We start from the raw sequence: 14924 nt of genomic DNA, 5'->3' as shown, positions 1-14924 counted from the left end.
GTAAATTGATAAACTAGCTATGGTTTGAGTAAGATCATTAATATTTACACAACATATATAGAGGTGTAAAAGCAATTGTGGAGGTGCACATAATGTCATCAGTAGTAGTTGTTGGAACGCAATGGGGAGACGAAGGAAAGGGTAAAATTACAGACTATCTTTCTGAAAAAGCAGAAGTAGTTGCACGCTATCAAGGTGGAAACAACGCAGGACATACAATTGTTTTCGGTGGAGAGAAGTATAAACTACATTTGATTCCATCAGGAATTTTTTATAAAGACAAAATCTGTGTGATTGGGAACGGTATGGTTATCGACCCTAAAGCACTAGTCGAAGAACTAAAGTATTTACATGACCGAAATGTAGATACAAGCAACCTTCGAATTAGTAATAGAGCGCACGTCATTCTACCTTATCATCTGAAGTTAGATATCGTAGAAGAAGAGCGTAAAGGTGCAAATAAAATTGGAACAACAAAAAAAGGTATCGGACCTGCTTATATGGATAAGGCAGCGCGTATCGGTATCCGAATTGCAGATTTACTCGATCGTGAAGAATTTGAGCAAAAAGTGGAACGTAATTTAGAAGAGAAAAACCGTATGTTTGAGAAGTACTATGAAGTCGAAGGATTTAAAAAAGAAGACTTCCTGGATGAGTACTATGAATATGGACAACAAATTGCGCATTATGTTTGTGATACATCTGTTGTTTTAAACAATGCATTAGATGATGGTCGTCGTGTACTTTTTGAAGGTGCACAAGGAGTTATGCTTGATATTGACCAAGGTACATATCCTTTTGTTACTTCTTCTAACCCAATTGCTGGTGGGGTTACAATCGGTTCTGGTGTAGGTCCATCAAAAATTCATCATGTAGTAGGAGTTTCAAAAGCGTATACAACACGTGTAGGTGATGGTCCATTCCCAACGGAACTTCATGATGAAATTGGTCATCAAATTCGTGAAGTAGGTAATGAATATGGAACGACAACAGGTCGACCGCGCCGTGTCGGTTGGTTTGACAGTGTTGTCGTACGACATGCCCGTCGCGTAAGTGGTCTTACGGACTTATCACTGAATTCAATTGATGTTCTAACAGGAATTAAAACGTTAAAAATTTGTACAGCCTATAAATATAAAGGTGAAATTATTGACGAATTTCCAGCTAGCTTAAAAGTTCTAGCGGAATGTGAGCCTGTATATGAAGAGTTACCAGGATGGGAAGAAGATATTACAGGTGTTCGTTCATTAGACGAACTACCTCCTAATGCGCGTCATTATATTGAACGTGTATCTCAATTAACAGGTATTCCTTTAGCAATCTTCTCAGTAGGTCCAGATCGTAATCAAACAAACTTAATTCGTGGTGTGTTTGTTTAAATTTTATAACTTTAGGCAAGAATAAGTAAAAGCTTGTTCTTGCCTTTATTTTTATAAATAAATCGGCTCTACAGCAATCAAAATATGAAAATAGCCTTTGAAGATAACTGCCATTGGCTAGCTTTTTAGCGAAGACAGAGGTGTAGTTGTCTTATACTTAATTCCTAAAATTGTTTACTACGTCAGTCGAGTCTACTTCTTTACCGAGAATTTATAATTGTAAACGAACAAAAAAGACTTGAAAATGAACGAGTTTTACAGTATTCTATTAAAGGTTGTTCAAGTGCTTGTCCAAGTAATAAAAAAAGAAAAAACTTTTTTTAAAAAACTACTTGAAAACGATAAATACTTATGTTAATATAATTCTTGTCGTTAAGAAACATTAACAAATATGAGAGCCATTAGCTCAGTTGGTAGAGCAACGAGCATAGGCATCTTCGAACTACTACGAGTTGTTTCGACGCATCAATCTTCAAAGAAATACTGGTAGAGGAAGAAACATCAATTTGAATAATCATCCTTAATCTAGGAGCCATTAGCTCAGTTGGTAGAGCATCTGACTTTTAATCAGAGGGTCGAAGGTTCGAGTCCTTCATGGCTCACCACTTTAAATTAAAGTGGCCCGTTGGTCAAGCGGTTAAGACACCGCCCTTTCACGGCGGTAACACGGGTTCGAATCCCGTACGGGTCACCAATTACATTGAAAATTAAATATTATTATGGTCCCGTGGTGTAGCGGTTAACATGCCTGCCTGTCACGCAGGAGATCGCGGGTTCGATTCCCGTCGGGACCGCCATAATAAAAAGTTTGGTGATGATGGCAAAGAGGTCACACCCGTTCCCATGCCGAACACGGAAGTTAAGCTCTTTAGCGCCGATGGTAGTTGGGGGCTTCCCCCTGTGAGAGTAGGACGTCGCCAAGCTTTTTATTTTTAGGCTCGGTAGCTCAGTCGGTAGAGCAATGGACTGAAAATCCATGTGTCGGCGGTTCGATTCCGTCCCGAGCCACCATTTACTTTAGTAAGTTGCTAATACCTTAAATATGTATGCCGGTGTAGCTCAATTGGTAGAGCAACTGACTTGTAATCAGTAGGTTGGGGGTTCAAGTCCTCTCGCCGGCACCATTTATTTTATTCTTCGGAATAAATATTAAAGATTTACCATAATCATATATATCGAGTAACGACAAATACACCGTTTAGATGGTGTTTTTTTTTTGCCTTTAACAGGAGAAATAGAAAAGACCACCTTCCTTTAGGAAAAGCTATTTCGTGTAGGATTATTACATAAACATTTCATTTTCAATTATCTGACACATTTTAAATCGCTTTATGTTAAAATGATAAAAGTTGTCTAAGTTTGTCTAATAGAGCAACTTTGGATGTAAGAGAGTTTTAGGAGGATCTTATGAATCTGTTTAAATCGACAAGTGCCGATGAAAGTAATAGGTTTAGGCACAGTAATTTACTAGAAAAATGTAAGAGCTTTGTACATAATTCCATACATAATGTAAAACTTGCGACTAGTGTAGCAGCATGTTCAGCTTTATTGTTAACAGCGCCTGCAGTGCTAGCTAATGAAAATAGCGATAGTTCATTACAAACGATCTATCACGTGTATGTAGATGGTGAAAGAATTGGTTCTATTAATGATACGGAAGACTATCAAAGACTAGTGGATCAAAAGATTAACCAATACACTAAACAATATGAATCATTTAATCTAATGATTGGCCAAGATGTTAAGCTTATTCCAGAACGAGTATTCCAAGCAAGAACAAAAACAGAAGAAACGGTGGAAAAACTAGATGAGCTTTTAACCATAAAAGCTGAAGCTGTAGCGATGCGTTTTGACGATGAGACCGTTTTATTCGTTGAAGAACAAGAAACAGCAGAACAGGTCTTACGGGATTTTAAATTACAGTATGTATCAGAAGATGAGTTAGTGTCTTATGAAGAGGATAAAGAAGATGTAGAGCACTCGGTAGAACCAAGTGTAGGAGAAACAGAAATTCAGGAGATTTCTTTATCATCGGAAGTAGAGTACGAATACAGCCTAGCTCGTCCAAGTGATATTTTATCAAAAAACGAAGCGATTAAAATGCTAAAACTCGGTACGCTAACTGAGGAAACGTATTCCGTTGATGTAGGGGATGTTCTTGGGTCCATTGCGAGTAAGCATAACTTATCAACGAACGAGTTACTAGAGCTAAATCCTGATATCACTGAGGATACACTTCTACAAATTGGGCAAAAAGTCAATGTAACAGCCTATAAACCTACTATTACTGTTCTAGTCGAGAAGGTAACAAAAGTCGAAGAAGAAATTACTTTCCAAACAGAAACGAAAGAAGATTCGTCGATGTGGAAAGGCGATACGAAAATTGTGCAAGAAGGAAAACCAGGAAAACGGATTGTAAGCTATGAAATCGTAGAGCGAAATGGTCAAACGGTTAAGCGAAAAATCCGTGAAGAGGAAGTTGTAGAAGAAGCAGTTAATCGTATTGTAGTTAAGGGAACAAAACAATCGACTTCGCGTGGAACGGGTAATCTAGGTTGGCCGGCTGTTGGTGGTTATATTTCAAGTTACCAAGGAAACCGTTGGGGCCGTTTCCATAAAGGAATTGATATTGCACGTCCTAGTAACTACAATATTTTAGCTGCAGACAATGGAACGATTGTTTCAGCAGGATGGCAAGGTGGATACGGGAATACGATCCGCATCAATCATAACAATGGAGTTGAAACATTATATGCACATTTAGCTTCTATTGACGTTCGAGTAGGTCAAACAGTTGCTAAAGGTCAAAAAATAGGTGTAATGGGGACCACAGGAAATTCAACAGGAATTCACCTCCATTTTGAAGTGTATCATAACGGTAAGCTTCAAAACCCAATGGACTATTTAAATCGTTAACATATACGGAGGCTGACTCATGGGTCAGCCTCTTTTTTTATACTCTACAAGAAAGAGGTAGTTCTTATCCCAATAATTACAGATTCATAGTTTAGTATGCATAATAGATGGAAAAATGCTCGAGTATACAAAATTAGCGGACTCAGAAGCTCTTATTTATGTAATAACTACCTTTTTTAGCCATAAACGGAATGAGAGGCCCTTATTTAATGGTTTTTGTGTTCATTTTGGGTGATTTTTATCAAATAGAGGTACCTGAGTCCGCCAAGCACAAAAAATAAAGGATTTTGTTAAAATAGGGGCCTCTCAGTCCGTAAAAAGGATAAACTCCTTCTTTAGCACACCAAAAGTAGCTCTGTGTATATCTAATATCTCAAATGGAAGGCTTCAGTCTATATGCCACCGTTAAACAATGGCCGTCACTTGGGTTGAGTAACTTTAACAATTAATGTCTAGTGCGATACTCCCACCCTTCCGCTTTTGAATTATGGAACATCTGGGTAAAAGCTATATATCTACTTTTGTGAACAGTTAATATGTTAAAATATGAAGATAAGTAAACGTAAACTAGGTTAGGGGCGATTAGAATGGATAACCGCATTCTTGTAGTAGATGATGAGAAACCAATTGCAGATATCTTGAAGTTTAGTTTAGAAAAAGAAGGCTTCAATGTCACTTGTGCACATGATGGTAATGAAGCAATTGAATTAGCTCTTAAAGAAGTACCTGATTTGATTTTACTTGATATTATGCTGCCGTATAAAGATGGAATGGAAGTTTGCCGAGAAATTCGTAAAAGTCATGATATGCCAATTATTATGTTAACGGCAAAAGACTCTGAAATAGATAAAGTATTAGGCCTAGAACTAGGTGCTGATGACTATGTAACGAAACCGTTTAGTACGCGTGAGTTGATCGCGCGAGTAAAGGCTAATTTAAGACGTCATAGTATAAAACCAGATGAACAAAAGCAGATGAAGGAGATTGTTGTGGGTGATTTAGTCATTAAGCCTGACGCTTACTTAGTCAAACGCCGCGGTGAAGAAATTGAACTGACTCACCGTGAATTTGAGCTCATTCATTACTTGGCCAATCATCTCGGGCAGGTTATGACGAGAGAACATTTACTGCAAGCCGTTTGGGGATACGATTATTTTGGAGATGTGAGAACCGTTGATGTTACGGTAAGACGACTTCGTGAAAAAGTAGAAGATAATCCTAGTTATCCAACTTGGATTATTACGCGTAGAGGAGTCGGATATTATTTACGTCTTCCAGGGCAGGAGAATTAAGAATGGACAACAAGGTCGGTTTTTTTAAATCGATTCAATTTAAGTTGATTATTATTTATGTATTGTTGCTCTTTATCGCCATACAAATTACCGGGGTTTACTTTATTCGTCAATTAGAAGAGCAACTCGTTAATAACTATCAAGAAATGCTAGATGAAAGAGCAAACTTACTAGCCTATAGTATCGAACAAGAGTTGACGAAAACGAGAGATGATAACTCTTCACTTGCTAGAGATATTAATGTGCTCCTAAGAGAGTTTTTCCCTGTAGAAAATTCGGAAGCCCAAGTCGTTGATATCAATAAGGTGGTTTTAGCAACTTCTAATGCTCAAAACCGCCATATTGTTGGGCAACAAAGCACTGAGGTAAGGGTTAAGCGGGCGCTTCTCGGTTCAAAAGATGGAGCGACCTTACGTGATCCTGAGACAGGCCATCGGATGCGTGTCATCGGAATGCCCGTGCAGTCAAAAGAAGGAACGATTGGTGCCATTTATATTGAAGCCTCAATGGAAGAAATTTATGATCAAATCAAGCAAATTAATAATATTCTTGCCAAGGGGACCGTCATTGCCATATTTATTACGGCAATCCTTGTTATATTAATTGCACGAACGATTACAACACCAATTATAGAAATGAAGAAACAAGCGAAACGAATGGGAGAAGGAGATTTTTCAAGGCAAGTTCAAGTTTACGGACGAGATGAAATCGGACAACTCGCCATGTCGTTTAATGATCTAACGTTAAAGTTGAAAGAAGCTAATGCCTCAACCGATCGAGAAAAGAAAAAATTAAGCTCTGTCTTAACGCATATGACCGATGGCGTGATTGCAACCGACCAGCACGGTAATATTATTTTAATGAACCAACGCGCAGAACAATTGTTGGAAACAACGAGTGAAGAAGCCTATTCTCAACCACTTCCAGAAGTGCTAAGACTTTCTGAGACGTTTGCAGCAAACGAATTAGATGACTATAGTGAGTCGATTTTGCTTGATTTTAGTACAGAAGAACAAGAATTTTTATTGCAAGCGAGCTTTTCAGTCATTCAAAAAGAGAATGGACCGATTACGGGGATCATTACCGTACTTCACGATGTGACGGAACGAGAAAAAATTGAACAAGAACGAAGGGAGTTTGTAGCGAATGTATCTCATGAACTGCGAACACCGTTAACAACAATGAAAAGCTATCTAGAAGCTCTAGAAGATGGAGCGATTGAAGATATAGAGCTGGCGTCAAAGTTTTTAAATGTGACGCAAAATGAGACAGAACGAATGATTCGACTTGTAAATGATCTGTTACAGTTATCTAAAATGGACAGTAAAGATTATCGATTCACATTTGAAGAAGTTGATTTCAATCATTTTCTTCACAATATAGTCGATCGGTTTGAAATGATTGCTAGTGAAAAAAACATTCATTTTGCCCGCAGTATACCTAAAGAGCAAATGTTTGTTCATATTGATAAAGATAAAATTACTCAAGTTATTGATAATATTATTTCCAACGGAATAAAGTACTCACCGGACGGCGGAACAATCGCTATTCACTTGCTTCATCAAGGAAATAACCTTCGCCTCAGCATATCTGACCAAGGTGTAGGAATACCTCGTGAAAGTCAGAAGAAAATCTTTGATCGGTTTTATCGTGTAGATAAAGCGAGGGCGAGAAATATTGGTGGAACAGGCTTAGGATTAGCTATTGCAAAAGAATTCGTCCATGCACACCGTGGCGAAATTTGGGTTGAAAGTGAGTATGGTGAAGGAACAACGATTTATTTCACACTACCGTACTCAGTTTTTAAGAGAGGAGAGTCCGATTATGTATGAGAACATTAAATCCGGGACACTTACTTTTCTCGTATTACTGAGCCTTGTGTTGACATGGCAAATTTGGACTTTCCAACCAAACTATGCACTGCTTCAAGATGCGGACTACGTGAATAATCCAAACTTAAATGAAGAAAGAAAGTTATCACAAGTGATAGTACCAGAACTATTGGTAATCCATGTTAATGGTGAACATTTTTTACTGAATAATAGAGAGTCGTTCTTTCTCGAGTTCTATGAACAATGGTTTACGAGTCGAGTGGAAGAAATATCGCTGATGTCGAATATTACACTTAGCCAAGTGTTAGAAGAATCAATCGAGCTTGTTTTTCCAACAAAGATCCCAGGTGATGTATTTTTAAGTTTATTTGAAAATGTCGAAGAAGACTTCGTATTGCCCATTAATCATGTGGAGCGAGTCCTTGTTTATATAAATCGCGAAACAGAGAAAGTTCATTATCGTGTCGTTTCAAATAAAGAGCAGCGATTTCTAGATATTGAAACGTCATTTTCAACTAGTGATTTTGAGGAAAATTACATGGCACACACCGATGAATTGATGAGAGCTTTCGATTATTCAGTAGGTTCACAAATGGGCCAGTGGCGAAAATCTCTATATCTACCTGAAGAAAATGTTAGTGTAGAAACGATTTCTTATACGGTCACCCCGGTTTCAGTCGATGTATTTAAGCAGTTACTTTTTAACGATCCGCTGTCAGCTAAATACTTTCGCCAAGCGAATGGCGATGAGTCGTACACGGATGGAAACCGTCTCATTAATATTATTAATAATGGCAATTTCATGGATTATATCAATCCGATTTATAGTGAAAACCCCGAGCGAGGAAGTCGAAACGTTATTGTAAGCAGCATCGATTTTATTAATGGACATGGTGGTTGGACCGATCCCTATCTATTAGACGATTGGGTTTCAGATGAAGGGAAGGAAGAAGCCAAATATCGACTATGGCTTAACGGACACCCGGTGATTTCATTAGGTGGTTATGACGTGATGAGTCTGCATGTGTTTAGAACCGGCAATCAAACTTCAAGATATATACGTCCTTTGTTTGATTTAGACCAACAACCGATGGAATATGCAAGAACGATCGTAGATTTACCATCAGGACATGATGTGATTCATCAACTTGAACAGAGAGAGTATTTTGATCGAACGCTACTACAGAAAATAACGATAGGCTATGAAATGAAAAAATGGAACGCGTTTGTAACGATAGAACCGCATTGGTATATTTTCTATGATAACGTGTGGCAAAAAATATCGTTGGATGATGGAAAAGAACGTGAGGGAGACGATTATGGATTGGAGTAGAGCGAAAACAATTTTTATCATTACGTTTATCCTGCTAAACAGCTTTCTTTTTTATCAGTTGCGAGAGCTCAATCATCATAATCAAATTACAATGATTATAGAAGCGACCCTCCAAGAACGTCTAAACGAGATGAATATTGTAATTGAAGACCCGCTCGATGAAGAAATACAATCTGGATTTTTAATTGTCGGTAAAAATATTGTGATCTCAGAAGAAGAGATTAATGGATTAAAAGGACAAGAAGTTACTTTTGTGAATGAAACAACGATTATATCAAGACTAAAAGAACCGTATCCTTTAGAGCAAGGCTCAATGAGTCAACAAGTAAAAAGTTTCCTCGAGGAATATGTTCTAAAGGGAGAGATGTATCGCTTTAGTCAACAAGAAGAAGAACGGAATCAGTTGCAGTTTATGCAACAATACGATAATAAAATCATGTACTCTTTCGATGAGGCACCGCTTATACTTCAATTAAATGATCAAAATGAAATCGTCGCTTATCAACAAATGATTTATGAGGTCGATGAAACAGGGAGAGAGCAAGAGTTTCTTTCAGGGTTAAAAGCAATTGAACGCTTGTTAAATGAACAGTTAATTACCGCCAATCAAACGATAACCCAAGTTGATTTTGGGTATTATAGTTTTTTTAAACAAGTAGGCGATGTCCAAGTATTTGCTCCCATGTGGAGAATATCTGTAGATGGAGAGGACTACTTGATCAATGCGATCGATGGTTCTGTACAGGACGTTTTTTAAATGAATAATCGAAGAAATTACTGGAGTGAAAAAATATGACTTTGCAATACAGCGTCTTAGCTAGTGGGAGTTCAGGAAATGCACTTTATGTCGCTACTGAAAACCAGCGGATCCTGATTGATGCTGGCTTAAGTGGGAAAAAAATGGACGAGCTCCTTAAAACGATTGGCTGTCAGCCTAAAGAACTAGATGCCATTCTTGTGACACATGAACACAGTGATCATATTAAAGGAGTAGGAATACTTGCTAGGAAATATAATCTTCCCGTTTATGCAAATGCAAAGACATGGCAAGCGATGGAGAAAGATTTAGGGACACTGTCTTCCGAGCAAAAGTTCCATTTTGAACGAGAAGAAGTCAAACAATTTGGGGACCTTGAAGTCGAGTCGTTCGGGGTTTCTCATGATGCGGCAGAGCCGATGTTTTATGTGTTTCACCATTCAGGGAAAAAATTAGTACTAGCAACGGATATGGGCTATGTCAGTGAGAGAATTAAGGGGACGATCAAAAATGCTGATGCGTATATTTTTGAATCGAACCATGATATCAATATGCTTCGAATGGGACGTTATCCATGGAGTGTCAAACGGCGAATTCTTAGTGACGTAGGACATGTATCCAATGAAGATGCAGCGCATGCTTTAGCTGATGTCGTCGGGGAACAAACATCGCGCGTTTATTTGGCTCATTTAAGTAAAGATAATAACATGAAAGACTTAGCAAGAATGACGGTCAGTCAAATTTTAGATGAACGGGACTGTGGTCATGGTCATCAATTTTCATTGTATGATACCGACCCAGACAAACCAACCGAATTGACGGCTGTGTAAGTAAGTATTTGGAACTTAGGATAAATGAACGATTACAGGAGTGTAGACGACTTAATGTCTCACTCCTGTTTTTCGTAATAAAGGAAATTTTTCTGAAGTCTATCATCCTTGGCTATATCGTAAAAAGCTTCAACTAAAGGCGTTTAATTATGGTTTGATGACGCTGATTTTTGGGAAATCTAGTAGATAGTATGTGAAATAATCAAAAGTATTGCTCTCATGTAGACTTTTTACTCAGGGCAAATATAATAAAATTAAAAGGACTTAATTTTACTTACTATCGATAAAAGGATGGTGGCAGACATGGGATATTACGATGAACACTATTCTACCGAAACGAGACAGAACCGACGCAATGGAAAAGGACTAGGTCTGTCAGCGTTTATTGGTGCAGTAATTGGAGGATTGATGGTTCTTTTTTCAATTCCCGTTCTCTCACAAATGGGACTTCTTCCATACGAAGTAGAACGAGTAAATGAACCGGTCAATGAAGTTATCGAAAGAACACCAGATGGTTTAGAACAAACGGTCAATGTTTCTGTCAATACGGATATTACCGATGCCGTTGAAATGGTATCTGATGCAGTGGTTGGTGTGATTAACCTTCAACAATCCAACTTTTGGTCTGAAGATATAAATGAGGGTACAGGATCTGGTGTGATCTATAAAAAAGCAGATGGAAAAGCATTCGTCGTAACGAACCATCATGTAATTGACGGTGCTAGACAAATAGAGGTTAGTTTGGCAGATGGAACTCGCGTAGAAGCGAGACTGCTAGGAGCTGACGTAATTACCGATTTAGCCGTACTTGAAATTGACGATGATGGAGTAACGACAGTAGCTGAATTTGGTAATTCAGAAACGCTGCGTGCTGGAGAGCCAGCCATTGCGATCGGAAACCCACTAGGCCTTCGTTTTTCAAGCTCAGTTACGCAAGGAATTATTAGTGCAAAAGAAAGAAGCATTCCTGTTGACCTAACTGGAAATGGACAAATCGATTGGCATGCGGAAGTTCTACAAACGGATGCTGCGATTAATCCAGGAAATAGTGGAGGAGCATTAATTAATATCAAAGGGCAAGTAATTGGAATTAACTCGATGAAAATTAACCAGAGTGCTGTAGAGGGGATCGGGTTTGCAATCCCAACAGCCGTTGCAGTACCTGTAATTGAAGACCTTGAACGATTTGGTGAGGTACAACGTCCGCAAATGGGTGTCGGTATTCGATCATTATCAGAAATTCCAGGGTACCACTGGCAAGAAACATTAAAGTTACCAGCAGAGGTGAAAGCAGGTGTATTTATTACAAGCATTGCACCAATGTCACCAGCGGAGCGAGCTGGGCTTAAGGAATATGATGTCATAGTTGATATTGATGGTACCGAAATCGAGAATAGTCACGATTTACGAAAATATCTATATTCGCAAACAAGAATTGGTGACGAAATTGAAGTAACCTTCTATCGACAAGGTGAAAAAGAAACAACACAATTACAATTAGCAGAACAACAAAGTTTTTAATTGAATAAATAATGAACAATAAAAAGGCATTCGTTGGGAATGCCTTTTTACTTTGGAGACTAGTTTTTTACTAAGTGCCCAGCTTTCCCTTTTAAAAAGTCCGGTTTAGCAAAACTCGGGTTGGGATATGTATAAAAGCCTTCTCCTGATTCTCTTCCTAATTTTCCTTTATCGAGATATTCCGTTTTTATAAAGTCAGCAAGTTTTTTTAGTTCCTCATTACCTGTTGCTTGCGCTCTGGCATTGGTAATATTATAAGCGGTAGTCACACCAACCACGTCTAAAATTGCAAATGGACCTATAGGGGCTCCAGTTCCAATCATCCATGTTTTATCGATTGTTTCTATGTCTGACACTTCATTGGATAGGAGCATTTGGGCAGCTTCTAAGAATGGTACTAATAAAGAGTTTATGATATAACCAGGTTGTTCTTTATATAGTGGAAGGCCAATCATTCCAATTTCTTCAGCAAATTGAAGTACTTCATCAAATACTTTCATATCCGTACCTGGGTGCTTCATCACTTCTGCTGTGTTGTTTTTCCAAATCGTATTAGCAAAATGAAGAGCTAAGAACTTTTCTGGTCTTCCTGTAGTTTCTGCAAATTGACTAGGTAGGAACGTTGAAGAGTTAGTAACAAAGACAGTTTTTTCAGGTGCAACTTGTCCTAATTTCTCATAAAACTCTGTTTTGATAGTAACGACTTCGGGAACAGCTTCAATCACGAGATCCGTATCTATTGTTGCTTGCGATAAATCAGTATAAAAAGAAATTCGGTCGTATGCAGCATTCACTTCTTCGTCAGAAGCTCCTAAGTCTTTTTGATAATGGCGTTTTAATTTTGAAATTCTATTCTTTCCTTGTTCAATTGCTTCATCATTAATGTCGTATACAGATACATTAAAACCTTTGAATGCCGTTTGATAGGCGATTTGACTGCCTAACACACCACTACCTGCAACAGTAATATTAGTAAAATTCATAATCTCGCTCCTTCAATTTTTAGAGTGGTTTGAATAAATAGATTGATTTATATAAATATTACCATTTAATTGTTATTTGGTGTACACAATAATAGTAAGAGAGTTAAAAGTTTATCCACAAGTAACGTGATATAGGATGGGGTATGTTATAATAAAAAGCCAAAAAGTTAATGAGCGGATTGAAGGGAGTAACAATATGAAATACTATACTTGTGAAGAACACGTAGAACTAGCGATGGACCACATTATTGACGAGTGTGAGGCAGCACCAAACATGGAAATTTTATCAGATGAACAAAAATTATCCACAGCCTGTACCTTCTGTGAAAAGCAGCCTACATATGTTATTACAGATTAATGGGAACAAGTGTGTGGATATGTGGATAAGTTTTGTGGATAACTTTGTTGAAGTGGGGAGAAGTAACCTGTGAATATCTCAATTGTGACTGTAGGAAAGCTAAAAGAGAAATATTTAACGTTGGGGATAAATGAATATTTAAAAAGATTAAGTGCCTATGCGAAGATAGAAGTCATTGAAGTACCGGACGAAAAGGCCCCGGAACAATTAAGTGAAACAGAAATGGAACAAATTAAACAAAAAGAGGGCGAACGAATTCTTGCCAAAGTGCATCCCGATGCGCACGTAATTGCACTTGCGATTCAAGGAAAGCAAATGTCATCAGAACAGTTAGCATCGGAGTTGGACAAGCTGGCCACATACGGTAAAAGTAAAATTGCATTTATTATCGGAGGATCGCTAGGATTAAGTGATGAAGTGTTAAAACGATCCAATGCGCAGCTGTCGTTTTCCAAGATGACGTTCCCCCATCAGCTCATGCGGTTGATCTTGGTGGAGCAGGTTTATCGGGCGTTCAGGATTAATCGGGGGGAACCGTACCATAAGTAGATGAGACTATATTAATTACTAAGCAGTAGTCTAGATTGTAACATCTCTTGTTATACTTTCCTCATTGGGAAAGTACTCTCCTTATTTACAGAAATAGAAAAGAAATAGGAAAAACGATATGTTCTTAGTGAAGAACATATCGTTTTAATCATTTATGGTAAGTGATATTTTAATTCAATTCTATTCTTTGACCTAAACCAATACTGAGATTTTCGATAGCTCCAGCTGGCAGCTCTAAAACTGATTGAGCTCCGCGAACAGGAGCAATAAACTTCCATGGGCTTAAATTATGGACGATCTTAACCACTTGATGTTTCTTATCTAAAAACACAACATCAATAGGGAAAAACATAAAGCACATATGAATAGAATTACAAGGTGTAATATGTAACCCCTCCTCTTTCAAAGGCTTCCTTCTAAACATTAATCCCCTAAGACGTGTGCCAAAAGTATTAGCTTCCTTAATGGTATAAGGCAGTTTTCTCTTTTTTTCAACAAGTAATTTTTGAACCATAGGTGCGTAACCTCCTTAATTTATAGGCTTTATTAAACATATAACATAAACAAAATGTTCTCAATAGCGAAAAATGTCGAACTCTTTTTTTTAAAAAATTAGGTAAAACTGTTTACACGTTCTTTATAATGAACTATTATTAACTCACACAAGTTCACTATATAGAACAAAAAGAAAGATCAAAGAACTATGTAGAGAACAAATTAGTTAATCTAGTACGCGAATGGATAAATAAAGTGCACTAGAGACCTAGTTACTTTTTAGTCTATTCGATACAGGAAAAAATTTAATTTTATTTAAGGAGGAAGAAGCATGGTAGAAAAAATGAAGAATTTATTGGTGGAAGAAGAAGGACAAGGGTTGTCGGAGTATGGGATATTACTGGCAGGAGTAGTGGCAGTGGTAATAGGAGCAGTAACACTATTTAGAGGGCAATTGACAACATTATTTACAGGCATCTTTAATGAGGTTGATTTCTAAGAGTCAAATAAAGAATAAGAAATCGCTAAATGAGTTGGGGAAATTATAAATAGTTAGGAGGAAGAAAAATGATTGAAAAAATAAAAAACTTAGTGGTAGAAGAAAAAGGGCAAGGATTATCAGAGTATGGAGTATTGCTGGCAGGAGTAGTGGCAGTGGTAATAGGAGCAGTAACACTAT

The 14924-nt window shown here is 37.7% G+C and carries 13 protein-coding genes, 5 tRNA genes and 1 rRNA gene; 17 read left to right on the top strand and 2 right to left on the bottom strand.

Annotation, left to right across the window (positions count from 1 at the left end):
• Positions 1–92: 92 nt before the first annotated feature.
• From AC2VNP_RS11230 to AC2VNP_RS11165, 14 genes are all read left to right on the top strand, one after another.
• Positions 93–1379 carry an adenylosuccinate synthase gene (locus AC2VNP_RS11230; protein WP_486917410.1) on the top strand — a complete coding sequence of 429 codons (1287 nt, stop codon included), beginning with the start codon at positions 93–95 and terminating at the stop codon, positions 1377–1379.
• A gap of 529 nt (positions 1380–1908) precedes the next feature.
• Positions 1909–1984: transfer RNA gene (locus AC2VNP_RS11225), tRNA-Lys, on the top strand.
• Between the two features lie 14 nt (positions 1985–1998).
• Positions 1999–2073, top strand: a tRNA-Glu gene (locus tag AC2VNP_RS11220).
• Between the two features lie 27 nt (positions 2074–2100).
• Positions 2101–2176: transfer RNA gene (locus AC2VNP_RS11215), tRNA-Asp, on the top strand.
• Positions 2177–2186: 10 nt separating this feature from the next.
• A 5S ribosomal RNA gene (gene rrf / locus AC2VNP_RS11210) occupies positions 2187–2302 on the top strand.
• A 12-nt stretch (positions 2303–2314) separates the two neighbouring features.
• Positions 2315–2390, top strand: a tRNA-Phe gene (locus AC2VNP_RS11205).
• 37 nt (positions 2391–2427) lie between these two features.
• Positions 2428–2503: transfer RNA gene (locus AC2VNP_RS11200), tRNA-Thr, on the top strand.
• A 283-nt stretch (positions 2504–2786) separates the two neighbouring features.
• Positions 2787–4295 (top strand): peptidoglycan DD-metalloendopeptidase family protein, encoded by a 1509-nt coding sequence (locus tag AC2VNP_RS11195; protein WP_486917409.1) that lies wholly within the window; start codon positions 2787–2789, stop codon positions 4293–4295.
• A 587-nt stretch (positions 4296–4882) separates the two neighbouring features.
• Complete coding sequence (gene yycF / locus AC2VNP_RS11190; RefSeq protein WP_486917408.1) at positions 4883–5587, top strand: response regulator YycF; 705 nt, start codon at positions 4883–4885, stop codon at positions 5585–5587.
• A gap of 2 nt (positions 5588–5589) precedes the next feature.
• A complete protein-coding gene (gene walK, locus AC2VNP_RS11185; protein WP_486917407.1) occupies positions 5590–7419 on the top strand; it encodes a cell wall metabolism sensor histidine kinase WalK in 1830 nt (609 codons plus the stop codon).
• Positions 7412–8752, top strand: a complete 1341-nt coding sequence (locus AC2VNP_RS11180; RefSeq protein ID WP_486917406.1) for a YycH family regulatory protein — start codon at positions 7412–7414, stop codon at positions 8750–8752. The genes walK and AC2VNP_RS11180 overlap by 8 nt, the downstream gene beginning before the upstream one ends.
• Positions 8739–9509, top strand: a complete 771-nt coding sequence (locus tag AC2VNP_RS11175; RefSeq protein WP_486917405.1) for a two-component system regulatory protein YycI — start codon at positions 8739–8741, stop codon at positions 9507–9509. Before AC2VNP_RS11180 ends, AC2VNP_RS11175 begins: the two co-directional genes overlap by 14 nt.
• A 35-nt stretch (positions 9510–9544) precedes the next feature.
• On the top strand, positions 9545–10339 hold the full coding sequence (locus AC2VNP_RS11170) for an MBL fold metallo-hydrolase (protein WP_486917404.1): 795 nt from the start codon (positions 9545–9547) through the stop codon (positions 10337–10339).
• A 303-nt stretch (positions 10340–10642) separates the two neighbouring features.
• Entirely contained in the window at positions 10643–11860 is a 1218-nt protein-coding gene (locus AC2VNP_RS11165) for a S1C family serine protease (protein ID WP_486917403.1), read from the top strand.
• A gap of 59 nt (positions 11861–11919) precedes the next feature.
• Here the strand turns inward: AC2VNP_RS11165 and AC2VNP_RS11160 are convergent, their stop codons facing one another.
• Entirely contained in the window at positions 11920–12843 is a 924-nt protein-coding gene (locus tag AC2VNP_RS11160; protein WP_486917402.1) for a 3-hydroxyacyl-CoA dehydrogenase, read from the bottom strand.
• A gap of 196 nt (positions 12844–13039) precedes the next feature.
• Here AC2VNP_RS11160 and AC2VNP_RS11155 point away from each other — a divergent pair, with 196 nt between their 5' ends.
• Both AC2VNP_RS11155 and rlmH read left to right on the top strand, forming a co-directional pair.
• Positions 13040–13201 (top strand): CxxH/CxxC protein, encoded by a 162-nt coding sequence (locus AC2VNP_RS11155; protein ID WP_486917401.1) that lies wholly within the window; start codon positions 13040–13042, stop codon positions 13199–13201.
• 69 nt (positions 13202–13270) lie between these two features.
• Positions 13271–13750 carry a 23S rRNA (pseudouridine(1915)-N(3))-methyltransferase RlmH gene (gene rlmH, locus AC2VNP_RS11150; RefSeq protein WP_275118742.1) on the top strand — a complete coding sequence of 160 codons (480 nt, stop codon included), beginning with the start codon at positions 13271–13273 and terminating at the stop codon, positions 13748–13750.
• Positions 13751–13919: 169 nt separating this feature from the next.
• On the opposite strand, the gene AC2VNP_RS11145 is transcribed toward rlmH, so the two are convergent.
• Positions 13920–14264: a DUF192 domain-containing protein gene (locus AC2VNP_RS11145; protein ID WP_486917400.1), complete on the bottom strand. Its 345-nt coding sequence runs from the start codon at positions 14262–14264 to the stop codon at positions 13920–13922.
• A gap of 312 nt (positions 14265–14576) precedes the next feature.
• On the opposite strand from AC2VNP_RS11145, the gene AC2VNP_RS11140 reads away from it, so the two are divergent.
• Positions 14577–14744 (top strand): Flp family type IVb pilin, encoded by a 168-nt coding sequence (locus AC2VNP_RS11140; protein WP_486917399.1) that lies wholly within the window; start codon positions 14577–14579, stop codon positions 14742–14744.
• Positions 14745–14924: the final 180 nt, after the last annotated feature.

The organism is Alkalihalobacterium sp. TH-98, assembly GCF_057473385.1.
Note: the sequence above shows the minus strand (reverse complement) of the source record. Positions and strands in the feature narration are given on the sequence as shown.